The organism is Thioclava sp. FR2 (assembly GCF_051200875.1).
Classification (GTDB): Bacteria; Pseudomonadota; Alphaproteobacteria; order Rhodobacterales; family Rhodobacteraceae; genus Pseudotabrizicola.
On record NZ_CP195191.1, the window covers coordinates 3,191,778 to 3,214,424 of the forward strand.

A 22,647-nucleotide genomic window follows, 5' to 3' on the forward strand; every position below is an offset into this window, starting at 1 on the left:
CCAAAAGTTTGATTCTCATGCGTTTGATTGCCCTTGCCGCCCTGTGCCTGCTTGCTGCCTGCGCGGCGTGGAACCAGCCGCTGAATCCGCCTTTGCAGGGGGAAAATGCAGGGATTGTCGATCAGGCCAAGCTGGAGCCGGGGGAGCTTTATGTGGGCCTTGCCTTTTCGGGTGGGGGGATGCGCGCCTCGGCCTTTGCCTATGGGATGCTGGAGGAGTTGAAGGCGCAAGGCGTTGTCACTGGGACTCCAAATGGCGTTCTGGATCATGTGCGGTTGGTCACCGGCGTTTCTGGCGGGTCGGTTACTGCGGCGCAGTTCGGGCTTTACGGTCCGGCGGGGATTCAGGGGTATCGGGAAAACTACCTGCTAACCAATGCCGAGAAATACATGGCGAATTCGGTGCTGAACCCGGTGACGCTGGTCAAGGGTTTGTCGGGCGGGGCCAATGGGCGGACGACCTTTGCGCGCTATCTGGACGAGGTTCTGTTCCACAAGGCGACCTTTGCGGATTTGCGGGCGCGGTCGGGGATAAAGACCTGGATCAACGCGACCGACATGGCGAATAACACGCCGTTCCTGTTTTCGCCTGAAACCTTTGATGCGCTGTGTTCGGACCTGTCCAAAGTGCCGATCAGTGAGGCCGTGGCGGCCAGTGCGGCCTTTCCCTTGGTGTTCTCTCCCATCGTGCTGGAGGCGCATCAGGGCAAGTGCGATTACCGCGAGCCGGACTGGCTGACGGCGGCGCGCAATAACCCCGAAGCCACCAGCGCGATGAAGGCGCAGGCGCGGGCCTTGGAAAGCTATGCCAACCCCGAGGAGGTGAAGTTCGTCAAGCTGTTGGATGGCGGGATTACCGACAATTTCGGGACCACGGGACTGGCGGTGGAGCGGGCGCGGGCGCAGGCGGCCTATGCGCCGATGACGCCAGAAGAAGCGGTGAAGATGACGCGGATGCTGTTTCTGGTCGCCAATGCCGGGGTCGAGAAGGATTACAGCTGGACGCAAAAGGTGCCGGGGCCGGGAGGGCTGGGGCTTGGCATGTCAATCGCCACGGCCAGTATGAGTGCGGCCACGAGGTCGGGTTATGACGCGATGAAGGGCGAGTTGCGGAACTGGCAGGAAGAATTGGTGGAATGGCGCTGCGGGCTTTCCTTGGCCGAGGTGCGGCGGCTGCGCGGGTCAACCAATGGCTGGGATTGTCAGGATGTAAAGCTGTTCGTCGGGCAGGCGAGTTTTGAGGCCGTGCCGAAAGAGATGCGCGAGAAGCTGAACAAGGTTCCGACACGGTTGCGCCTGAAACCTGATGAGGTGGATCTGGTGATAGAAGCCGGGCGTTTGGCCACACGCCTAACGCCGGAATACAATGGCTTCCTTGCCGCATTGGACGGCAATTCGGTGGAAAGCCGGATTGCCGCAGGAATTGCGGCCGGTGGGCGGCGGATCGTGCCGGTGGGTCAGTAGAAACATGACAAATTCATTCATCTTCAATGGGATGCTTGATTGAAGATGGTGTGGCTGTATGGTTCCCGCATGACCAAGACGTTTCTTACATTTCTTGTTTCAATGCCTTTGGCTCTGTCTGCTCCGATGGTGCGGGCAGAGACCGGCCAAGGGGCGTCAGGCGAGGTGCGGGCGGTTCTGGTCGGAATTGCGGACTACCTGCATCTGGATGCCGATCTTCAGGGGCCAACGGCGGATGTTGTCTTGATGGCGGAAACGCTGATGGCGCGGGGGGTGCCTGCATCGTCGATCACCGCCTTGGCCAGTGATGCGGTGCTGCCTGCGGGTGTAAATCTGGCGGGTGCGCCGCTGCGGGCGGATATTCTTGCGGCATTGGAGGCCGTGTCACAGGCGAGTGCCGAGGGCGATACGGTTCTGTTCTATTTCTCGGGCCACGGTTCACAAGCGCCGGATTTGAACGGCGATGAGGGAGGTGGCTATGATGAGATTTTGCTGCCCGCCGATGCCGACAAATGGAAAGGGCAGGTTGGGTCGGTTGAGAATGCCTTGGTCGATGATGAGCTTGCCGATTGGGCGCAGCCTTTGTTGGCCAAGGGCGTGAAGATTGTGGGCATCGTTGATGCCTGCCATTCGGCGACAGGTCTTCGGGCCATAGGGGGCGAAGGGCGCGCACGCTGGGTGCCGCCCGAGGCGCTGGGCCTTCCAGAGCCGACAGAAGAGGCCAGCGACGCTGCTGGTGTGGCAGAGCCGATGGAGGGCGAGTTCGTTTTCCTGTACTCCAGCCAGTCGGACCAGCGATCCTTTGAATATCCCAGCGCCGATGGATCGGTGTGGCATGGGGAATTTACGCTGCGTTTGGCCGAAGTGTTGGCCGAGGCCCCAGCGGCCAGTTGGGCGCAGGTTCTGGCGGCGGTGACGGACACCATGGCCCAAGGAACCGCGCGTCAGCAGCCCGAGGCGGAAGGCCCCTTGTTGGATGCGCCTGTGTTTGGCGAAGGCCGTGTTGCCGGGCGGGCAGAAGTGAGTGCTGGCAAGGTTCAGGCGGGCTTTCTGGATGGGATCGAGGCCGGGGCCGAGTTGGGATTTTATGCCGTGGCCGCTGGCGGTGAGCTGTTGGGCAGGTCTTTCGTGAAAAGCGCAGAGGCGCGAACGGCTGTTGTTGAGGAAATTCCCGCGGGGGCGGCTTGGGCGGAGATGATTGCCGCGGCGCCGCCCAAGGCCCTGACACTGGCGGCCCCGATCCGGTTGAACGAGGCTGACGGCTTTGACTATGCGCCTTGGCTTGCGGCCCTGCCTGCCCCCGGATTGCGGCCTGATGTGGCCCCGATTTTGACCGAAGGTGTGGTGGCCTTGGCCGGGCCGGATGCCGTGTTGGACCCGGAAGGTCCGGGGTCCAGCCCGCGCATCCGGCCCGAGCCGACCGAGACCGAAGCGGAAGCCGTGGCGCGGATGCTGGATCAGGTTGGCCACGGGTTGCGGTTGAAGAAGCTGTTGCTGTCGGGGGGCGGCACGTCGCGCACCCTGACCTCTCGGCCCGTGCTGGAGGTCGGGATTGAAAAGCGGGTGGCCGCGGTGGTGGGAGAAGGCTGCTCGGATGCGGGCGAGGGGGTGGATTTCGACGGCTCTGCCGCGCCCTGCGATCAGCTGTGGCTTTCGGTCAAGAACAGCTCGGGCAAGGATCAGGATGTGACGGTGCTGTACCTGTCTGCCGATTACACGGTTTCGGCGATCTGGCCGCGGCGGGGGCTGTCAAATCGGTTGGCGCATGGCGAAAGCATGAAGGCCGGGATGCAGATTGCGCCAGACAGTTTTCCTGCGGTTGAGGAGATCTGGGTGGTGGCCGTGCCGGTCGAAGAGGATGGTCCGCGGACGGATCTGACGGTGCTGGCTACGCCGCTTTCTACGCGGGACGTGAAAGCCGGGGCGAAAGACTCCTTGGTCAACTGGATTGACCGCCAAATGATTGATGAAAACGAAGGAACAAGGGGCTTTGCGCCCAAGCCTTCGCCATTTAACCTGATCCGCAAGACGGTGCGGATAAACCGTTCTGATGGCTGATTTTTGAAATATGCCCAATGCATAGGGAGACAGATATGAAGACATTGATTGCGTGCCTTTCTCTGCCGCTTTTCGCCTCGGTGGCGATGGCGCAGGACAAGCCAGATTTTGGCGCGGGCGGTGCCGGGGCTTCGCCCTTTGCCTATGCCCAATCGGGCAAGAAGGCCGAACATATGAAAGCCGCGACGGAAGCGGGTGGCGGCAAGGTGATTGGTGGGCAAGAGGCGGCCGATGGTGCTTGGCCGTGGCAGGTCGCGCTGATGATCAACGGGGCACCGCAAACGCCCGAAGGGCAGTTCTGTGGCGGGTCGATGGTGCTGGACCGTTGGGTTCTGACGGCGGCCCATTGCGTGCATATGGAGGACGATCAGGGCTGGTTCGACCTTGCGCCGCAGCAGATCAATATCTTTGTCGGCTCTAATACCCTGGCTCCGGGTCAGGGGGATCTGGTGCAGGTTGAAAAGATCATCAAGCATCCGAATTATGTCGGGTGGGAGTTTGACCATGACATTGCTCTGATCAAGTTGGCGCGGGCGCCGAAGGCCCGCTATTCGACGATCAAGGTGCCGGATCAACAGTTTGGCGATATGCTGGACCAACCTGGCGTGACCACGATCGTCACCGGCTGGGGGCTGACGGATGGCGGTGGCCGCCCGGAAACACTGCGGCAGGCCGAGATCCAGATGCTGGACCGCGATCTGTGCAATCAGGCCATGCTGGAGGCCCGGGCCGAAGAGGCCGTGAAGGGCTTTGGCTATGCGGTGGGCGCGTTCGGGATCAAGGAAGACGATGCCTATGCGCTGTGGGATCAACTGGTCGCCAAGGCGCCGATCCCGATGAGCGGCAATATGTTGTGTTCGGGCACCTACGAGGGTGGCAAGACGGCCTGCTCGGGTGACTCGGGTGGCCCCTTGGTCGTGCCGCTGACCGATGGCAGCTATATTCAGGCGGGTGTCGTGTCTTGGGGTCTGGCTGCGGCGAATGGGCAGGGTTGCGAGGAAACCGCGCTGTTCTCGGCCTATACCCGCATCTCGAACTTCCTGCCTTGGCTGGAACAGACGATTGGCCAGAACTGATCCGGGTTTCGGGTCGGGTTTGGCTTGACCGTTAGACAGTGGATTTCACACGGACCCGCTCGGCATCGAGCGGGTCTTTTGGTTTGCCAATGGTTTGCCGAAAGGGGCGGGCTGCACCATGTTAAACTGGGCTTAACTTGGCATTAACCACGGTGCGGCAACGTTGGCGGATGATGCGAAGTCTGACCCCCGTTTTCCTTTTGTTGTTGGCTGCCTGCGGCGCGCAACAGTCCGCTCAGATGATTGGTGCCAGCCGAACCGATGTGGTTCGGAACGGGCGCAGCTATGCGGTGTTCCAGAAAGAAAACAGGGTCGAGGTGATCCGTCTGGGCTATGCCCGCAATGGCGAGCATCAGGGTATTCGGGCGACGATGATTGGCCTGATCCCCGAGGTAACGGGGTGCAAACTGGTGGAAAGCAGTCTGCAAGGCGACAGTGGCGTCATGCGGGGGTTGTTGCGGTGCTAGTGGCGCAAAAGAAAACAGGCGACGGGTTCCCCCATCGCCTGCGGGACGCCTGTGCCCAAGCTCAGTTGGTCAAAAGCGCGTAATTGGTGGTCGTTGTGCCGGCATTGATAACAAGCGCATAGAAATAGGCATCGGTGTAGGGGGTGAAGTTGCAGAGGGCGACCCCAAGTTCATCTGTATCGACGCAAATTTCATTACCGCGATCATCCATCACGACCAGACCCAAAAGCGACGACCCGTCCCCGATCAGGGCCAGTTCCGCGCCGTCGCGGGCGGCGAAGGGGATTTCCCAGATATCCGTCATATCACTGGGGATGCCCGCGAGGTATTGCATTGCGCCGCCAATGCGGCCTCGCGCGCCTTCGGCCTCGGCATCGGAAATGAGCCCCAACAAGACCTCGTCATCCTTGGCCAGTTCGCGCGCGCTGGCCAGCATGGTTGCGGCATCTGCGATAGCGGGGCCGGTCGCCTCGGCCGAGGCTGTGCTGGTATTGGCAGCAAGCGAGATGCGGCGGACGGGGCGCCCGTTGACGTCATCCGGCGATCCCAGAAGCGCGGGCAGATCAAGGTCTTCTTCGTCATTCATGATCGGAGCAGGCGCTGCGGGAGCGGCGCCGGCCGCCTTGCGCTTTGCCATGACCGTCTGTGCGGCTGAATTGATTTCGGGTTCGTTTGCTTGCGGCGCCGGAGCGCCGCCTAACGGCGATTTCTTCGACCGGCCCAAAGGAACCTGACCCAAAGCGGCGCCATCGACGGAGGCGGGATCAATTGGTTCTGCCGTTTGCGGCTGGATCGTGACGCCAGCTGCAATTCTGGCGGCTGACAGAACGGTCAGCGCGTCGCCTTGTTTCAGGCCAAGCTGGTAGACCTGCTGCGCCAAAGCAAAGGTCGAAGCAGCATTTTCTGATGTGTCCTGCGCCATCAGGACGGAGGGCGATGCCAGAAGGCACAGTGTCAAAGTCAGTGATGAAGATTTGAAGGATGCCGAAAAGCTCATCTCATTGGTTCCCTTAAATGGAGATGCTTTGACAAAATCCGGGGAAAATAGGCGAACTCGTCCGAGGAACAAGGCACGCTGGCAGTCATTCAATTCAGTTCGTCAGAAGGTAATAGCTGTTCTTTTCCTCCCCTTTGTTCTGGACCGTGACATAGAAATAGCCGTTCTCGGCGGGAACGAAGTCACACATCATCTTATCCGAGGCCGAAAGGTCGACGCAGATGGTGTGGCCGTTGGCATCCGCGATTTGGACATCCAGATTGCTGTCGCCATCGCCGATGATTGCGATTTCGGATTGTGCGCTGCCGTAGAAGGGAACCTCCCAGACATCGGTCAAACCGCCGGGCAGGCGGGACAGTCTTTGGATGGCGCCACCGACGCGGCCGCGTGTGCCTTCAACTTCGGCATCGTCGATGAGCGATAAAAGCAGGTCATCCTCGCCAGCCAGAATCTTGGCTTGGTTCAGCATGTCGGCCACAGAGGGCGGCGCTGAGTCCTGCGCGTCTGCGTTGGCCGTTTCCTGAGCGGTCCCGGTGGTTTCCTTTTTCAGCTCGCCGCCTTCCTGAAGTGCGACCGAACCTGCAAGACGTGCGGCTGTCAAAACGGTCAGGGCGTCCTTGTTGGCCAGTCCAATCTGGTAAAGGTCTTGCGCTATGGCAAAGATGCGCGCGCCGCCCGGTGCAGCACCACCTTGTGACAGGATGTTAGGGCCGTTGGTGTCTGCCAAGCCCGAGATGGGCGCGGCAAGTGCGGCAGACAGGCAAAGGGTAGAGAGCAAGCGCATACGAACGGACCTAACCAAGAGTGCAAAAGAAGATGGGGCAGTCTGCCATTTGGAGGTCAGCTTGGAAAGCGGGCAGGGTGTGACGAATGTTGTCATCTGGCGGAAGTTTGCACTGCGGCGGGAAATCGGGTTTGGTGCGCGGGCAGAGAAGGACGAAGACGATGGACAGCCGCGCGATTCTGGAACGATTGATTGCCTTTGATACGGTCAGCTCAAACCCGAACCGTGCGTTGATGGATTGGGTTCAGACCTATCTGGCGCAGGCAGGGATTGAGGCGGTGCTGATCCCCGATGCCAGTGGCGGCAAGGCAAACCTTTACGCCACGGTGGGGCCAAAGGACCGGGGCGGTGTCATGTTGTCTGGCCACACCGATGTGGTGCCTGTCGAGGGGCAGGACTGGACGGTTCCGCCCTTCAAGCTGACCGCCAAGGATGGTCGTCTGTATGGCCGGGGCACGACGGACATGAAGGGCTTTTGTGCAGCGGCCATTGCGGCGCTTGTTGCGGCCTCGAAACGCGATCTGAAAACGCCGCTGCATCTGGCCCTGTCCTATGATGAAGAGATTGGCTGCATGGGGGTGCGGTCTTTGGTGGCGATGCTGAAGGATGCGCCGGTTCGGCCGGCCCTGTGCATTGTGGGCGAACCCACGAATATGGCCGTGGCCACGGGGCATAAGGGCAAGACCGCCTTGCGTGCGACGTGCCAAGGTCGCGAGGGGCATTCCGCGCTTGCCCCCTTGGCGCTGAACGCGTTGCATCTGGCGGCGGATTTCATCGGCGTGATCCGTGCGGAACAGGCCTCTATTGCCGCAAGCGGGCGGCGCGATGGCGATTATGACGTGCCCTATACCACCGTCCATGCGGGTGTGATGCGGGGCGGCGTTCAGGTGAATATTGTGCCCAATCAGGCAGTGATCGACTTTGAGATCCGCGCCTTGGCCGAAGATGACCCGAACGAGATCATTGCCCGTCTGCGCGATGCGGCAGAGGCGATTGTGGCCCCGCTGCGCGCGGAATTTCCCGAAGCGGCGATCCGCATTGAGCGGTTGTGGGATTACCCGGGCCTTGGCACGCCTTCCAACGCCGAGGTCGTGAACTTTGTCAAAGGCCTGACCGGGGCGAATGGGACGATCAAGGTGGCGTTTGGAACTGAGGGCGGGCTGTTCTCGCAGCATCTGGGGATTCCGACAGTTATCTGCGGACCGGGCAGCATGGCGCAGGGCCACAAGCCAGATGAGTTTGTCAGCGAAGAACAGATGGCGCGGTGTGAGGCGATGCTGCAGGCCTTGGTGGATCGTTTGGAGGCCGGGATCTGATGGCGTTGGAACTGAAGTCTCTTTCAGACGTCATGGCGTTGGATTTCGACGACATCATCGACGTTCGCGCGCCTGCTGAATTTGCCGAGGATCACATCCCCGGTGCCATCAGTCTGCCGGTGCTGGATGACGCGGAACGGGCCGAGGTCGGCACGATTTACAAGCAGGTCTCGCCTTTTGATGCGCGCAAGGTAGGGGCGGCCTTGGTGGCCAAGAACGCGGCGCTGCATTTGCAGGGGCCCTTGGCAGACCGCCCCGGAAAGTGGCGGCCCTTGGTCTATTGCTGGCGTGGTGGACAGAGATCGGGGTCATTCGCGTCGATCCTGTCGCAGATCGGTTGGCGCGTCGAATTGGTGAAGGGCGGATACAAAACCTATCGCGGTTTGGTGGTCGAGGCGCTGTATGACCAGCCCGTTCCGGCGCCGGTGATTGTCTTGGACGGAAATACTGGGTCGGCGAAAACAGATGTGCTGAAGGTGCTGCAGGCGCGCGGCGTTCAGGTCATTGATCTGGAAGGTTTGGCCAACCACCGTGGGTCTCTATTCGGGCACATGGGAGAGCAGCCGAGCCAAAAAGCCTTTGAGGGACGGCTGGCCTTTGCCTTGGCGCGGTTGGACCCCTCGCGCCCCGTCATCATCGAAGCGGAAAGCTCGAAAGTCGGGGAATGCCGGCTTCCGCCACGGCTTTGGAAAGCGATGACGGAGGCGCCGAGGATCGCCCTTGATGCCCCGAGAGACGCGCGTGCCGAGTATCTGACGCGGGCCTATGGTGATGTGGTGGACGACAAGGGCCGGCTGGAAAACGTGTTGTCGCGTCTGCGCCACGCCCATGCCGCCGAGCTGATTGAGGACTGGAAGGGGATGGTCAGCAAAGGGCAGTTTGCGGCCTTGGCATCCAGTTTGATGGAGCACCATTACGACCCACGCTATGCAAAGCATCGCGCACGCATGGCTGCGCCGGTCCGGGATATTGCCGCTGATCGTCTGGATGAGGCCGGGATCGCCAAACTGGCCGATCAGGTTGCGGCAAGTGTGGCGGCGATTTTGCCAGCCTGACCGCGGAGTGGTTTTGGCCCGCCGGCCTATTCCAGTTCGCGGGCTTCAGACACCAGCATCACCGGAATGCCGCCCCGAATGGGGAAGGCAAGGTGCGCGGCCTTTGAGACCAGTTCCTGACGTTCGGCATCGTAGCTGAGAACCGCATGAGTCACCGGGCAGATCAGGCTTTCCAGCATCCGCGGGTCAAAGTGGGTCGTGTCGGAATTTTGGTCATTCATTGTATCAAATCCTCACCCGCGCCGCCGCGCAGGGCAAATTCCATAAGGGTAACCAGCGTTTCGCGCCGGGTTGTCAGCGTGGGCGCTTCGAGCAGGGCTTGTTTGTCCTCTGCCGATAACGGGCAGAGCATGGAGAGTGAATTGATCAAGAGCTCTGTCTCGGCTTCTTTGAGATTGCTCCAGTCCGTCGACAGGTTCAACGCGGTCAGATAGCGGTGGAGGAGCGCAAAAAAGGACTCTCGATCAAATCCCGGATCTGCCTCTTCTTCAGAGGAAAGATCGCGGGCAAAGGCCGCCCAGTCGACCAAGCAGCGACGATAGGGCGTGAAGCCTTGAACCTCTTCACGGACGCGGAACCTGCTGATCCCTGTCAGTGTGATCATATAGCGCCCGTCTTCGGTTTCTGAAAATCCGGTGAGCCTGCCTGCGCAGCCGATCTTGTGCAGACGCTTTTCGCCAAGTGGCGTTTCGCTGGGTTGGATCATCCCGATCAGACGGGTTTTCGACTTCATGCAATCTTCGATCATCGCAAGATAGCGCGGTTCAAAGATGTGCAGGGGAAGCCTTGCCCGGGGAAGCATCAACGCTCCGGGCAAGGGGAAAATCGGGATCGTGTCGGGCAGGTCTGACGCGCTGATCATGATACGCCGAGACATAGCGCGCAGCCCTGATTAGACAAATATCATCGACGAAAGCTTGCGGCGGCCCTTCAGCACGATTGGGTCTTTTGCGGGAAGCGCGTCGAAAATAGTGAAAAGCTGGGTTTTTGCAGCGCCGTCATTCCATTCGCGGTCGCGCCGGAAAAGTTCGAGAAGCTGGTCGACCGCTTCTTCCGTCTGCTTGGCGGCCAGCAAAGCCGTGGCAAGGTCAAAGCGTGCCTGATGGTTTGAGGGATCTGCCTCAAGCGCGGCCATCAGATCTGCCACCGGCCCCGCATTTGCCGACTGCCGGGCCAGTTCAATCTGGGCGCGCACGGCTTCGATTTCCTTGGCCGAGGCGATGGAGGCGGGCACATTGTCAAGCAGGGCTTGCGCTTGATCCGAATTGCCAATCGCCAGATGCGCGCGAATAAGACCGGAATATGCGGCAGCGTTTTCCGGTTCTTCTTCCAGAATTGCGGCGAAGGTTTCGGCAGCATCAGCCGCGGCGCCTTCTTCCAGCATTTGCTCGGCGGCCTCGATGGCCTCGGACAGGCCACCATCGCCCGCAAGACCAGCGATGCGGTCTATGAACTTCTTGATCTCGGATCCGGGAAGCGCGCCTTGGAAGCCATCAACCGGCTGGCCCTGCCAGAAGGCATAGACCGTGGGGATGGATTGAATGCGCAACTGGGCTGCGATGCGCTGGTTTTCGTCGACGTTGACCTTGACCATGCGGACACGGCCTTTTTCGGCGGTGACGGCGGCTTCGAGTGCGGGGCCAAGCTGCTTGCACGGGCCGCACCACGGCGCCCAGAAATCGACAATGACCGGAACCTCGCGGCTGGCTTCGATGACATCTTTCATGAAGCTTGCTTCGTCGCCGTCCTTGATCAGATCGGCGGCGGGGGCAGTCGGGGCGGCATTGGCGTCCAGCGTGAACATCGGATCCCTCTTTCGGCAATGGGTTTGCCTCTATATGCGCTTTGGTGATTGAAAGTCCAAGGGGGGCATTGCTAAGCCGCGCTGTGCCGGACTAGCGTCAGACGGGCGATAGCGGGGAGGTCTTCATGCCAATTCTTCTAACCTTTGGGGACAGCAATACGCATGGAACACCCCCGATCGAGGTTCGGGGCGAATACCGTCGATTTGGCGCGGATATTCGTTGGCCACAGGTCTGCCTGCGCCAGCTTGGGGCGGGTTGGGAATTGGCGGAAGAGGGGCTTCCCGGCCGGACCGCAGCTTTCGACGACCCGGTGATGGGCGACCATATGAATGGCCGATCCGGTCTGCGGATCGCCCTGCAAAGCCACGGGCCGATTGATGTGCTGACGATCATGCTGGGCACGAACGACGTGAAAGCGCGTTTCGCCAGCACGCCGGACATGGTTCTGGCGGGAGTCGCGGGTTTGGTCGATGTGGCGCAATCCTTGGAAATGCAGCAGCGCCATGGCGGTTTTAAGATCCTGCTGATTTGCCCGCCGCCTGTCGAAGAGGTTGGCCCGATCATGGGCGAATTCTATGGGGCGGCAGCTCGCAGTCGCGGGTTGCCAAGCCTGTACCGGGCGTTTGCAAAGGCGCGCGGCATCGGGTTTCTGGATGCGGGCGACGTCATCGCGGTCAGCCCGGTGGACGGGATTCACTATGAGGCCGAGGCCCACGGAAAACTGGGCGTGGCCGTGGCGGACGCGATCACACGGTTGTAATGCTGGCCGACAGATCGGACCAACCGCAGCGTGCCGCCAATTGGTCTGGCGCGGTGCCAGTATCGACAGAGTCCATTTGCCTTTGGCCTTCTGAATTGCGCATGTTCCAGCGTTCGCGCATGAGATGGAGGCCAGAGGCGCTGATCTTTGTGACCGGTGTCTGAATGGGAAGGAACTGCCGCCATTTTTGCTGCATCTGGCGATAGCTTTCGGTGAAATCGGGGCCAAGCGCGCCGTGAAAGCGGTCGTTATGGATGCAGGGCAGCCCGACGGCATAGGCTTTCTTTCCTGCCGCACGCGCCTGACATACGATGTCTGTGCCGTACATGTGCCAGCCCGGAAACAGTTCATCGAAGCGCAAACCAGATGAACGCCGCAAGACGATAAGCATTTCGTCGAAACTGTTCACAGGCTCTGGTCCCATCGGGACATGACCGATGATCTGGCCGAGGCTTGAGGTCCAGACGGGGCCGAATTGTTTTGAATTGCTGGCCACGCCAAAGGCCCCGGCAAGCGCCCAGTCAGGGTGATGCTTGTCCAGTTCCGCAAGCCGATTTGCAAGAACGATGTCCCAGCCTTTCGGCAGGTAGACATCGTGATGCGCGAAAATCACCACCTCGGCATCGGTTGCGTCTATGGCGCGGTTATAGGCGATCGTGGCCGAGGGCGCATTGCGCTGAACATGCAAGGCAAGGCGTTCCCCGATGACAGGCGACGCCGCAAGGTTCGCGCCGAGGATATCATCCGAATTACTGGCGCAGGCGATGATTACGGAATGGGTCACTCGGGAACGCCTTTGCGGGCTATGAGAATGGCAAGTTTTTCGGCTTCGGTGTCGATATTATGGCGCATAAGCACGCGGTGATGTGCAGTCTGGCCCATGATTGAAAGACGGTCACGAGGCGTTTCCGCCAGATCTTTGATCGCCTTGGCAAGGGCCTTGGGATCCCCTGCAGGCACAAGCCAGCCGCACTCCGGCGTGACCAGTTCGGGGATGCCTGCGATGGAGGTTGCGATGACAGGGCGGCCAGACGCCATCGCCTCCATCACCACCATTGGCAAACCCTCGGCGAAGCTTGGCAGAACCAGAGCCGTGGATGCGGCAAGGGCTTGGTTGACACGGTTTTCATCGAGCCAACCGGCAAGATGGACATGACGTGACAGGCCAAGTTCGGCAATTCGCGCCTCGATCTGCGGGCGCAATTCGCCATCCCCGACCAGCGTAAGCCGCAGATCGGGAATATCCGGTGCGACAATTTCCAGTGCATCCAGAAGCAGGCCAAAGCCCTTTTGTTCAGAGAGGCGCCCGATTGCTACCAAGCGCGGGCCACCGTCCGGTAGGGGAGGGATGTTTGTGTATTTCCACGGCTCGATGCCGCAATGAACCACGTTGATCCGAGGCCAGGTTTCCGGCAAGGACCAGCGACAAAGTTGGCTTCGCCCAAAACTGGAAATTGCGACCGTGAACCTTGCGCGGTCGGCCTTTTCGCCCAAGGAATGCGCGCGGGGAGCGTCGAATTCCTCGGGGCCGTGTGTGGTGAAGGAATAGCCTGGCCCGCCCATTTCAGAGGCCAGCATGGCGACGGTTGCGCCGTTTGTGCCAAAGTGGACATGGGCATGAGACAGGCGCAATTCGTTGCAGCGCCGAGCAAATTGCGCGGCTTCAAGAAAATAGACCAAGTGGCGCAGAATGCCGCCGGTTCCGGGGGTGCCCCCCGCGCCACGCTGGCCACATTTGATAGCAAGGCGCAGCGATCTGAGCGCGCCGACCGGATTTCGGGCCAGCCAGCCGAAAGCGGTGGGGAGCAGGCGGCTTAATCCTTTATCGAGGAGATGTTCGGTTCGGCTGTCTTCGGCGATGTCCGCCGGATCAACCAAAGCGGCCCGATCCGAGCGCAAGGCAAAGCGTTCAATCTGCCAACCCATACGCTCGAGTGCGTGGATTTCGCGCCGGATAAACGTCTGCGACGGGCGCGGATAGGTGTTCACTAGATAAGCGATCTTCAAGAACGTGGCCTTGTGGCAGGAGCAAAGCTGACAGCGCAAGGATCATGCTTGCTTTCTTGGGATGCAAGCCCCCTGCGATGCGGTGTGCGCATTGTGCGGCACCTGCGCCACCTGGTCTTTGGTTCATCGGACTAAGGTCTGTGGTGACTTGCTTTTCCTAGCGTCAGATTAAATGAATCGTGGATAGAGTTAGAGGGGGGCTTCTGGCTTGATCGCGACTGACGCACATCACTCTGCGCGGATGCTGGCCTGTATTCTGGCCGCAATGGTCGTTGCTGGCCTGCCTGCCCTTGCGGTTCTGACGTTCGTTGGACGGCCGTTTGTTGCGTTGACCGTTTATGCTTTGGTCGGGGCGGCAAGCCTTTGCATCTTGGCTGCACGGAGCGCGAAAACCTGATGCGACCAAGACCGATTGTTTCCGGATTGGGTACAAAATCAAGATGGCTGGGCATCCGCCCCCGTTGACCCAGCGGAACTTGAAGCGCCAGAGGGGAGTGTGATCCTAGGCCCTTTGCGCGATTTTTCGCCGAATCAATGCCCTAGGTGCGTCCAGCGAGCAGAGGATAGCCTGCAACCCCAGATTGTCCGAGGAAAAGTAAGGCATCTTATAGACGGAAGTATGTCTATTTTGCCGCCGAAAGAAGGTAAAAAAGCACCCCTTCCATCCTTATGGAGGTCGTCAAATGTGCTTAATAACAGGTAAAATATCCGACGGGGGGCGCTTTAACCGAGTGCTATAGATGTTCTGCAAATGGCTGCTATCACCGATCCTTTCGGTTCGGCTGAACGGGATATTCATTGCTACTGAGCAATTGCCATTGTTCACCGCTTGGCGACGGATCACTTGTGGTGGGCTGATGCAATGACCATCAGCTTTCCGGAAATTCCGAGCAGGTCGGCTACGCCTGTTGCTAGCAAGTCGTTGCTTGCCGAGCGGCCACTTGGTCAACGCAAGCGCTCGTTCGGGATGTATCGTGATGTCTTCAAAAGGGTTCTTGACGTTACGGCGGTAATGCTCGCTGTGCCTGTGATTGTGCCTGTTGTCGGCCTATTGGCTGTGGCGGTTGCGCGCGACGGCGGGAGCCCCTTTTACACGCAGGAACGCGTTGGCCGCAGTGGCAAGATCTTTCGGATGTGGAAACTGCGTTCGATGGTACGCGATGCCGATGCTCAAATGGCGGCGCTGCTGGAAAGAGACCCTGCGGCGCGGGCGGAATGGGATGCGACGCAAAAGCTTCGCAATGATCCGCGCATTACGAAACTGGGGCAATTTCTCCGGCGCTCCTCTCTGGATGAAGTGCCGCAGCTTTGGAACGTGCTGATTGGTGACATGAGTCTGGTAGGGCCGCGCCCGATGATGGTGAACCAGCAAGAGCTTTATCCCGGTACCGCCTATTACCTGCTGCGCCCGGGGATCACTGGATATTGGCAGACGGCAGGACGCAACCGGACGACGTTCCGTGCGCGGGCAGAGTACGACACGGTTTACGAAGAAGGTCTGGCATTTTCGACGGACGTGCGGATTTTGATGCGCACAGTTGGCGTTGTCGTGAATGGCACTGGCTGCTGATCAGGATTGAACGCAAAATGAAGAAGGCCCGCTTCCAAAAGCGGGCCTTCTTCATTTGTATGCCTGCCTGTTCAGGCCATCCACAACATCGCGACCAAAAGCAGAGAAGCACCTGCAAGTATTGTCGCATTGCCCGGAAGCTGACCACTCCGCAGCCGTCCGGCCTCGCTTTCGATCAGCGACTTGATCATCGAACGACCGCTTGGCATGCGGTCAGCGGGACGCAGCGCTGGGATCGCGACGATGGGACGGATGTTCAGCTCACGCTCCATCTGAGCGGAGGTTCGAATGGCGGGATGAAGAAGATCAAGCAGGAAGGCCAAAGTCAGTGCGAGTCCAACGCTTCCGACGGCCCCGGCAATTGCCAGTTTCTTGCCACCTGATCCAAGCGGGTATTCCGGGATCACGGCTCGTTCCAGCAGCGAAAAACGCTCCGTCTGCTGGTTCTCGGCAAGTCGACGTGTTGTTTCGGCCTCTGCCAAACGCTGCGATACAACAGTGTATTGATCCTGTAACTGTCTGAGTTGGCGTTCGTAGGTCGAGAGAACACGATCTACCTCGGCAACATTGGACAGGCTTTGATCGAGCGCCGCTTTGCGTGCAAGGATGGGATCGCGCTGAGAATTCAGAACGGCGAGGCGCTGAGTAATTTCTTCCAGCCGCCGCCGATCCGTTGCGCGCAAGGTTTGGTTGGAACTGATGCGGCTTTCTTCGACTTGAAGCCCGGCAATCTCTTGGTCCAATTCACGCAGGGCTGCGTCCAGTTGAACCACTTCGTCCTGCCGCGCCTCGCGGACGGACGGAAGGGCGCTGCGGTTTGCTTCTCGGTAAGAAGCAATTTCGGCCTCCAGGTTTGACAGTTCCTGCCAAAGCCGCGCTTCTTCAGCTTTGAAGAAGGTGTAGTTTGCGTCAGCCTGAGCCTTTTTGCCCTCGCTGCCCAAATCCAGAACGCTTTGCGCAAGATCGTTTGCGATCCGGGCGGCATTCTCTGCGTCGCCGGATTGGGCCACCACGATGATCGCGGAAAGCCCGCCCCCCGTGGCGCTTGAGACGCTTTGAAAACGGATTGAGCTGCGCAGCGCCAGAATCTGCTCTTCTTTCGACAATCCCGGCATATCCGCCGCCAAACTGTGGCGGTCGATCAGGGCCTGAATGTTTTCGCGTGTGGTCAGGCGTTGTTCGATGGTTTGAAGAATTTGCAGCGGGTTGCTGGACTGGCCTTCTGTCCGGTTCACAATCGAGGCCTGTTCGACCTGCAGGACCGCTGCGGTTTCAAAGGTGTCAGGTCTGGATTTGGCGTACCAAGCCGCCATCAGCGAGCCGATGACCGTAATCAACGCGATCATTTTCCAGCGCCGGAGGACAAGGCCGATCAAGTCTTCGAATGTCTGGATCGGTCCCATGTCAGGTTTTCCCGTAGCGCAGTTTGCCCAAACCGTGGTCTTGGGCCTGATTGAGGACGACGCCCAACAGAGGAACCTTGCCTTCAAACAGGGCCTCGCAAGCGCGGATCTCTTTTGCGGTTGTCTTGGTTGCGTCGACAACAAGAAGAACAGCGTCCATCTTGTCGGCCATTGCGATCACGTCATCGCCAACAAGCGTTGGTGGCAAGTCCAGGATCACCAGCTCTGGATCAAGCTGAATGTCCATAGCAGCCAGCGCATCGGCAGTATCTGGCGCGTGAAGGACATCGCCAGCATCCATCAGAGGTTCGGAGTTCAACCCGATGGCAAGACTGCGGCCGATCCTTACGAAAAGGGACTCCATCGGTTGCGTGCCGTCCAGAAACTCGCGCAGGGGGCCAAGCGGCGAAAGGCCGAACAAATGGTGAAGCCCGGGGCTGCGGAGGTCGAGGTCGATCAACACGGTTCGGCTTCCCGGGCGTCGCGCTAACGCCAAGGCCAAATTGGCCGCAGCGAAGGATTTGCCACAGCCGTGGGTGGGGGAGGTGATGCCCAAACGCCGCCAGCCTTTATCGGCCATCGCCTGTGCGATCCGTGTGCGCAAGATGTCAAACGCCGGTCCGGCGGCGCTTTGTTCCGTTTTGGTAAATAGACCGTTTCTTGCAAGATGCTGAGAGTCCAGCGCAACGGCGTTCAGAGATTCCCAGACCCGCGACGGGTTGAAAACGGCAATTGGAAATGGGTCTGTAAAGATGTCGCGCCCGATTTCCAGGTCGATCGGCAGAGCGTCCGTCTCGGTGGATTGGCCGGTTCGGAACACAGAGCGGTTGTGCGACCTGTCGCGGCGTGAGGTCGACGGATCATCCTCTTGCATTGAGAAAAAACCCATATCTGGCGCTTCTCGCGGTACCAACGCCATGGTGTTGTGTCGGGCCATGAACTGGCTCGCTCCTGCAAAGCGCGGCCATTTCCGGCCGCAAAAGGACAACCACACCCGCCATGCAGCAGGCAACGACCTTGGTTCATCTGGTGAAATGGCTGTCAGCATGAGTGAAGACAGACAAAAGCCAGAATCGCCGGGCCCCCGCCCAGTTCCGGACATATTTAGCAGATAAACCCAGCAATTGAAAGGGTTGCGCCCGCCTTATGGATGGGTCCGGCTTGGCTGTGACGCGGGATCATGTCTATGATTGTCGTAGGAAAACCAGGGCTGGAGCGGCCATTATAATGACCCATCCAAAAGTCGACGCCGTCGTGATCGGGCGGAACGAAGGGGCCCGACTGATCACCTGTCTTGGTTCGGTGAAAAGTCAGGTTCGCCGAATGATCTATGTCGATAGTGGGTCGAGCGACGGTTCCGTAGAGGCCGCTCGCCATGCTGGCGCGCAAGTGCTGGTTTTGGATTTGTCTGTTCCTTTCACTGCGGCGCGCGCCCGCAACGTTGGGTGGAAGTCTCTTTCTGAAAATCCGCCCGATTTTGTCCAGTTCATTGACGGCGACTGCGAATTGCAGCCGGGCTGGGTTCCAGCTGCTTTGGAAAAGATGGCCTCCAACCCGTTGGCCGCTGTCGTTTGCGGCAGGCGGCGGGAGCGTTGGCCACAGAAGTCAATCTACAACGGTCTTATTGATCTTGAATGGGATACGCCTGTTGGCCAAGCGAAGGCTTGTGGCGGCGACGCGTTGATCCGGTATGCGGCCCTTGCTGCGGCAGGCGGATATCGAGATGACCTTATTGCCGGCGAGGAGCCTGAACTCTGTTTGCGGCTTCGGCAAGCTGGCGGAGAAATCTGGCGCATTGATGCAGAGATGACGCTGCATGATGCGGCCTTGACACGCTTTTCGCAATGGTGGCGCAGGGCAAGGCGTGCGGGATTTGCCTTTGCCGAAGGGGCGGCTTTGCATGGCGAAGGCCCGGACCGACATTGGGTGCGAGAGACACGCCGTGCCCTGTTTTGGGGGGCCTTGCTTCCGGTCGCAATTGTGCTTGGCGCTCTGGCCTTTCCCGTTCTTTGGTTCGCGCTCCTTGTCTACCCGATCCAGATCGTCCGGCTGTCAAAGCGGGGTGGGCTGCTGTGGGGAGCCTTTACTGTCTTGGGCAAATTTCCCGAGGCCGTTGGAGCCTTGGAGTACTATATTCGTCGGTTGGCAGATCGACGCAGAGGACTGATCGAATACAAATGATCAATGGCTGCGTTGCTGTACGGCCTCGATCACTTCTTTTGGCAGAATGGCGGCGCAGGCGGCATAGCGCGGGACAAGGCGGCGCGGTGAGGAGAGCGCACGCCAAAGCCATTCCATGGCAATCGCGCGGACCCAAGCCGGCGCGCGCGTTTGGTGGCCCGCGACAAAGTCTAGCCCGGCACCAAAGCAGCAAAAGCCGATTTCGGGCGCAAGTTCGCGGCCGAGAATGGCGAAAGCCTCTTGTTTGGGCGAGGTTAGAGCGAGAATGCAGAGCCGCACGCCCTTGTCTCGCATCAGATGCAGGGCTGCCTTTGCATCGTCGCCGGCCGGATCAAAACCCATTGCTGGCGCCTGCGTCCAGATCACAAAAAGGTCTGGGATTTCGGCCGTCAACTTGGCAGCGGCTTTGCCTAGGACCTCTGACTGTGAGCCAAAGAATGCGACAGGCATGTTTTCCTTTGCCGCCAACTCAAGGATAGGGCGCAAAAGATCAGAGCCCGGCACCAAGGAAACCGGCTTTTTGGCGAGGCGCGACAGCCAGACGATCGGATTGCCATCGGCGACGATCAGGTCTTGCGCGGCATAGAGCTTCCGAAACGCACTGGAACGACGGAGTTTCACAAGGTGGTCAAGGTTGATCGTGCCAAGGGCGAAGCCATGACCTGCCCGAAAGCGTCTGCGAACCTCAGCCAAGAGCTTTTCGCGATCCGAGAAATTCACCGTGATTGTCTGATCGGGAAAGCGAAACTGCATTTCTCTTCTCTGGCCTGCCGTCATTTTGGCCCTGATAGCATCTTGAGGGATTGGGCGAACTGAAAAAGGTCGATACTGGCGATCACAAGGTGGATTTGCCATCTGAACGACAAGATTGTGGCTTAGCCCCGCCTATTTGGAAGGTTAAGTTATCCCGAACCGCAACGGTAAAGCCCGTAACAGGAGATCGCCGAAAGGCCCAGAATGCCGATCGCAAACCCGATTGCCTATCTTATGCTGGCCATTTGGCCGGTCGCCGCCTGGTTCTTTTATCAGCGGATGGATCCCGCACGGGCGCTGATCTGGACGATCTTGGGCGGTTACATGTTGCTGCCCCCGGTGATTGCGATTGACCTTCCGATGATCCCGGACTTTGACAAATATTCGATCCCAAGCCTTGCGGCCGCGGCGGCCGTTTTTTTCCTGTTGAAAGATCGCCTTTCTCTTTGGCCTGAAACGCTGCTGGCTCGATGGTTGATGCTTCTTTATGTGCTTAGCCCATTTGGCACCGTCTTGGTGAACAATGAGCCGTTGTATTTTGAGAATGCAATGGTGCCGGCGATGAAAATCTATGACTCGGTCGCCGTCGTTGCGAACCAACTTATTACCCTTTTGCCCTTCTTTCTGGCCCGCAAATATCTTGGAACAGATCAAGGATTGCGCGCCGTCATCGTCGCCCTGATGGTTGCCGGTCTGATCTATTCTGTGCCGATGCTTTTCGAGGCGCGCATGTCACCGCAGTTGAACTTGCGGATCTACGGCTATTTTCAGCACGACTTCAGTCAGGCGATCCGGTTCGGAGGTTTCCGGCCTTTCGTGTTCATGCCGCATGGGCTGTGGGTCGCGTTCTTCGCTTTCATGTGCCTTGTTGCTGCGGTTACGCTGTTTCGGGTTGGTCCGGCGGCTTTGCGCCCCAAGCAATTGCTGATCATGCTTTACTTGGCCGTGGTTCTTTTGTTCTGTCGAAGTGCTGGGCCAGTGATTTATGCGATGCTTCTGGTGCCCGCGGTCTTGCTTTTCCCAGTGCGGCTTCAGGTGGTGATTGCGGTCACAATGGCCGTCATCGTGATCACCTATCCATTGCTGCGCGGCGCACATCTTATCCCGGTCGAGGATATTCTGGAATTCGCAAGATCACTGAATGAAGAACGCGGGCAGTCTCTTGCATTTCGGATTCACAATGAAGAATTGTTGCTGGCTCGGGCGGCGGAGCATCCGATTTTCGGGTGGGGCGGATACGGACGAGGACTGCTGCGCGATGCGGTTAGCGGGCAGATCACGGTCATTTCGGATGGCGGTTGGATCATCACGCTGGGAAGCAATGGCTGGGTTGGCTACATCGCAGAGTTCGGGCTTTTGGTCGTGCCACTGCTTTTGATCGCTCGCGAAGCGTGGTTCCGACCGGGACACTCTTTGTCACCATTCTTGGGGGCAATTGCCCTGATCCTTGCGGCAAATCTGTTTGATCTGTTGCCGAATGACACGCTTATTCCCTTTACGTGGCTGATGGCCGGTTCGCTTTTGGGCTATGCCGAAGCGATGGCTCGCGTTCGTCACATCGAAGATCTTGCAGCGTTTAACGCGGAATTCAAACCGGGGCGCACGGTCATATGAGTCCTACTGATAAGCTGAAAGTTCTGGTTTTGGCCGAGGCTGCGAACCCTGAATGGGTTTCTGTGCCCTTGGTTGGTTGGTCCGCTGCACGTGCGCTGTCGCGCGTGGCCGACGTGCATATCGTGACGCAAATTCGGAACCGGGATGCATTTTTGCGGGCGGGCTTGGTGGAAGGGGTCGATTTTACAGCAATCGACACCGAGGCATTGGCGCGGCCCTTGTGGAAGCTTGGTTCGCTTCTGACTGGAGGAGGTGGCAAAGGCTGGACCGTGCAGCAGGCGATCCAGACGATCAGCTATCCCTATTTTGAGCATTTGGTCTGGCGCAAATTCGGGGGCGATCTTCGGGCCGGAAAATACGATATCGTCCACCGCATCACCCCACTTTCGCCCGTTCAGCAAAGCCCCATCGCCGCAAAATGCCGCCGTGCGGGCGTGCCCTTCGTTCTTGGTCCCATCAATGGAGGCGTACCTTGGCCCAAGGGCTTTCAGACAGAAATGCGGCGAGAGCGCGAATGGTTGAGTAAATTCAGAAGCCTTTACAAAGCCTTGCCGGGGCGTGGCGCGACGCTTCGGGCGAATGCGATCCTTGCCGGGTCGAAGCAGACCCTGCACGACATTCCGGCATCTTTCCACGATCGGGTCGTCTATCTTCCTGAGAATGCCATCGACCCTGATCGTTTTTGGCGGCAGGCGAACCATACTGGGGCCGCTCCTTTGCGGGCTTGCTTCATTGGTCGCCTGGTCCCGTTAAAAGGGGTGGATATGCTGTTAGAGGCAGCCGCACCCTTGCTTGCTTCTGGTCGAATGGTTCTGGAAATCATCGGCGACGGAGACATGATGCCCGCGCTGCGCGAACAGGCGGCTCCCTTTGGGGATGCTGTCGTCTTTCATGGCTGGAAGCGTCATGAAGAGGTGCAGGACATTGCGGCGCAATGCACGTTGTTGGCCTTTCCGTCTATCCGCGAATTTGGTGGCGGCGCTGTTCTGGAAGCGATGGCTTTGGGGCTTTGCCCTGTGGTGATAGACTACGCTGGCCCAGCTGAACTTGTGACCGAAGCTACTGGATATAAGGTTCCCATTGGCGACCGGCTTGCGGTTGTTGCGAAATTGGCCGCGACGTTGGACCATTGCGCGACAAATCCGAAAGAGGTTGCCGAAAAAGCAAACGCGGCGCGACGTCGTGTCGGTGCACTTTTTACGTGGGATCGCAAGGCCGAGCAGATCTTGGAAGTCTATCGCTGGGTGCTTGGCCAACGCGAGAAGAAGCCCGATTTTTTCGATATTTAGCGACATCGCCCACACCGCCACATTCCTTAATTTGGTCAAGTTTGCTAGT

At 59.1% G+C, this 22,647-nt stretch carries 22 protein-coding genes; 12 read left to right on the forward strand and 10 right to left on the reverse strand.

Annotated features, from left to right (window positions below; all coding sequences use genetic code 11):
• The first annotated feature begins 17 nt into the window (after nt 1-17).
• The 4 genes from ACSBLW_RS15350 (at nt 18) to ACSBLW_RS15365 (ending at nt 5,064) form a co-directional block, all read left to right on the forward strand.
• Nucleotides 18-1,463 carry a patatin-like phospholipase family protein gene (locus ACSBLW_RS15350; RefSeq protein ID WP_435257470.1) on the forward strand — a complete coding sequence of 482 codons (1,446 nt, stop codon included), beginning with the start codon at nt 18-20 and terminating at the stop codon, nt 1,461-1,463.
• 69 nt (nt 1,464-1,532) lie between these two features.
• Complete coding sequence (locus ACSBLW_RS15355) at nt 1,533-3,521, forward strand: caspase family protein (RefSeq protein WP_435257471.1); 1,989 nt, start codon at nt 1,533-1,535, stop codon at nt 3,519-3,521.
• A gap of 35 nt (nt 3,522-3,556) precedes the next feature.
• Nucleotides 3,557-4,597, forward strand: a complete 1,041-nt coding sequence (locus ACSBLW_RS15360) for a serine protease (RefSeq protein ID WP_435257472.1) — start codon at nt 3,557-3,559, stop codon at nt 4,595-4,597.
• Between the two features lie 173 nt (nt 4,598-4,770).
• Nucleotides 4,771-5,064 (forward strand): hypothetical protein, encoded by a 294-nt coding sequence (locus ACSBLW_RS15365; RefSeq protein ID WP_435257473.1) that lies wholly within the window; start codon nt 4,771-4,773, stop codon nt 5,062-5,064.
• A 61-nt stretch (nt 5,065-5,125) separates the two neighbouring features.
• On the opposite strand, the gene ACSBLW_RS15370 is transcribed toward ACSBLW_RS15365, so the two are convergent.
• Together ACSBLW_RS15370 and ACSBLW_RS15375 are read right to left on the reverse strand one after the other, a co-directional pair.
• The gene (locus ACSBLW_RS15370) at nt 5,126-5,986 is read right to left on the reverse strand and encodes a hypothetical protein (RefSeq protein ID WP_435257474.1); all 861 of its coding nucleotides are present in this window, start codon (nt 5,984-5,986) and stop codon (nt 5,126-5,128) included.
• A 169-nt stretch (nt 5,987-6,155) separates the two neighbouring features.
• Nucleotides 6,156-6,845, reverse strand: coding sequence for a hypothetical protein (locus ACSBLW_RS15375; protein WP_435257475.1), 690 nt, complete (start codon nt 6,843-6,845; stop codon nt 6,156-6,158).
• Nucleotides 6,846-7,006: 161 nt separating this feature from the next.
• Here ACSBLW_RS15375 and argE point away from each other — a divergent pair, with 161 nt between their 5' ends.
• Nucleotides 7,007-8,161: an acetylornithine deacetylase gene (gene argE, locus ACSBLW_RS15380; RefSeq protein WP_435257476.1), complete on the forward strand. Its 1,155-nt coding sequence runs from the start codon at nt 7,007-7,009 to the stop codon at nt 8,159-8,161.
• Nucleotides 8,161-9,216, forward strand: a complete 1,056-nt coding sequence (mnmH, locus tag ACSBLW_RS15385) for a tRNA 2-selenouridine(34) synthase MnmH (RefSeq protein WP_435257477.1) — start codon at nt 8,161-8,163, stop codon at nt 9,214-9,216. The genes argE and mnmH overlap by 1 nt, the downstream gene beginning before the upstream one ends.
• A 26-nt stretch (nt 9,217-9,242) precedes the next feature.
• Here mnmH and ACSBLW_RS15390 read toward each other — a convergent pair whose 3' ends face one another.
• Genes ACSBLW_RS15390 through trxA form a run of 3 tightly spaced genes read right to left on the reverse strand, consistent with a single transcriptional unit; the run spans nt 9,243 to nt 11,020 of the window.
• Nucleotides 9,243-9,437, reverse strand: a complete 195-nt coding sequence (locus tag ACSBLW_RS15390; RefSeq protein WP_435257478.1) for a Trm112 family protein — start codon at nt 9,435-9,437, stop codon at nt 9,243-9,245.
• On the reverse strand, nt 9,434-10,078 hold the full coding sequence (locus ACSBLW_RS15395; protein WP_435260135.1) for an LON peptidase substrate-binding domain-containing protein: 645 nt from the start codon (nt 10,076-10,078) through the stop codon (nt 9,434-9,436). The genes ACSBLW_RS15390 and ACSBLW_RS15395 overlap by 4 nt, the downstream gene beginning before the upstream one ends.
• 30 nt (nt 10,079-10,108) lie before the next feature.
• Nucleotides 10,109-11,020, reverse strand: a complete 912-nt coding sequence (trxA, locus tag ACSBLW_RS15400) for a thioredoxin (RefSeq protein WP_435257479.1) — start codon at nt 11,018-11,020, stop codon at nt 10,109-10,111.
• Nucleotides 11,021-11,145: 125 nt separating this feature from the next.
• On the opposite strand from trxA, the gene ACSBLW_RS15405 reads away from it, so the two are divergent.
• Nucleotides 11,146-11,781, forward strand: coding sequence for an SGNH/GDSL hydrolase family protein (locus ACSBLW_RS15405; protein WP_435257480.1), 636 nt, complete (start codon nt 11,146-11,148; stop codon nt 11,779-11,781).
• Here ACSBLW_RS15405 and ACSBLW_RS15410 read toward each other — a convergent pair.
• Entirely contained in the window at nt 11,768-12,565 is a 798-nt protein-coding gene (locus ACSBLW_RS15410; protein WP_435257481.1) for a hypothetical protein, read from the reverse strand. The genes ACSBLW_RS15405 and ACSBLW_RS15410 overlap by 14 nt on opposite strands.
• On the reverse strand, nt 12,562-13,788 hold the full coding sequence (locus ACSBLW_RS15415; protein ID WP_435257482.1) for a glycosyltransferase: 1,227 nt from the start codon (nt 13,786-13,788) through the stop codon (nt 12,562-12,564). The genes ACSBLW_RS15410 and ACSBLW_RS15415 overlap by 4 nt, the downstream gene beginning before the upstream one ends.
• A gap of 208 nt (nt 13,789-13,996) precedes the next feature.
• On the opposite strand from ACSBLW_RS15415, the gene ACSBLW_RS15420 reads away from it, so the two are divergent.
• A complete protein-coding gene (locus ACSBLW_RS15420; protein ID WP_435257483.1) occupies nt 13,997-14,185 on the forward strand; it encodes a hypothetical protein in 189 nt (62 codons plus the stop codon).
• Between the two features lie 465 nt (nt 14,186-14,650).
• A complete protein-coding gene (locus tag ACSBLW_RS15425; protein WP_435257484.1) occupies nt 14,651-15,358 on the forward strand; it encodes a sugar transferase in 708 nt (235 codons plus the stop codon).
• Between the two features lie 71 nt (nt 15,359-15,429).
• On the opposite strand, the gene ACSBLW_RS15430 is transcribed toward ACSBLW_RS15425, so the two are convergent.
• The gene (locus tag ACSBLW_RS15430) at nt 15,430-16,761 is read right to left on the reverse strand and encodes a Wzz/FepE/Etk N-terminal domain-containing protein (RefSeq protein WP_435257485.1); all 1,332 of its coding nucleotides are present in this window, start codon (nt 16,759-16,761) and stop codon (nt 15,430-15,432) included.
• A 1-nt stretch (nt 16,762) separates the two neighbouring features.
• A complete protein-coding gene (locus tag ACSBLW_RS15435) occupies nt 16,763-17,698 on the reverse strand; it encodes a CpsD/CapB family tyrosine-protein kinase (RefSeq protein WP_435257486.1) in 936 nt (311 codons plus the stop codon).
• Nucleotides 17,699-17,988: 290 nt separating this feature from the next.
• Here ACSBLW_RS15435 and ACSBLW_RS15440 point away from each other — a divergent pair, with 290 nt between their 5' ends.
• Complete coding sequence (locus ACSBLW_RS15440; RefSeq protein ID WP_435257487.1) at nt 17,989-18,942, forward strand: glycosyltransferase family 2 protein; 954 nt, start codon at nt 17,989-17,991, stop codon at nt 18,940-18,942.
• Here ACSBLW_RS15440 and ACSBLW_RS15445 read toward each other — a convergent pair whose 3' ends face one another.
• Nucleotides 18,943-19,695, reverse strand: coding sequence for a WecB/TagA/CpsF family glycosyltransferase (locus ACSBLW_RS15445; RefSeq protein ID WP_435257488.1), 753 nt, complete (start codon nt 19,693-19,695; stop codon nt 18,943-18,945).
• A gap of 204 nt (nt 19,696-19,899) precedes the next feature.
• Between ACSBLW_RS15445 and ACSBLW_RS15450 the strand changes: the two genes are divergently transcribed.
• Together ACSBLW_RS15450 and ACSBLW_RS15455 are read left to right on the forward strand one after the other, a co-directional pair.
• Nucleotides 19,900-21,309, forward strand: a complete 1,410-nt coding sequence (locus tag ACSBLW_RS15450) for a hypothetical protein (protein ID WP_435257489.1) — start codon at nt 19,900-19,902, stop codon at nt 21,307-21,309.
• Nucleotides 21,306-22,598 carry a glycosyltransferase family 4 protein gene (locus ACSBLW_RS15455; protein WP_435257490.1) on the forward strand — a complete coding sequence of 431 codons (1,293 nt, stop codon included), beginning with the start codon at nt 21,306-21,308 and terminating at the stop codon, nt 22,596-22,598. Before ACSBLW_RS15450 ends, ACSBLW_RS15455 begins: the two co-directional genes overlap by 4 nt.
• Nucleotides 22,599-22,647: the final 49 nt, after the last annotated feature.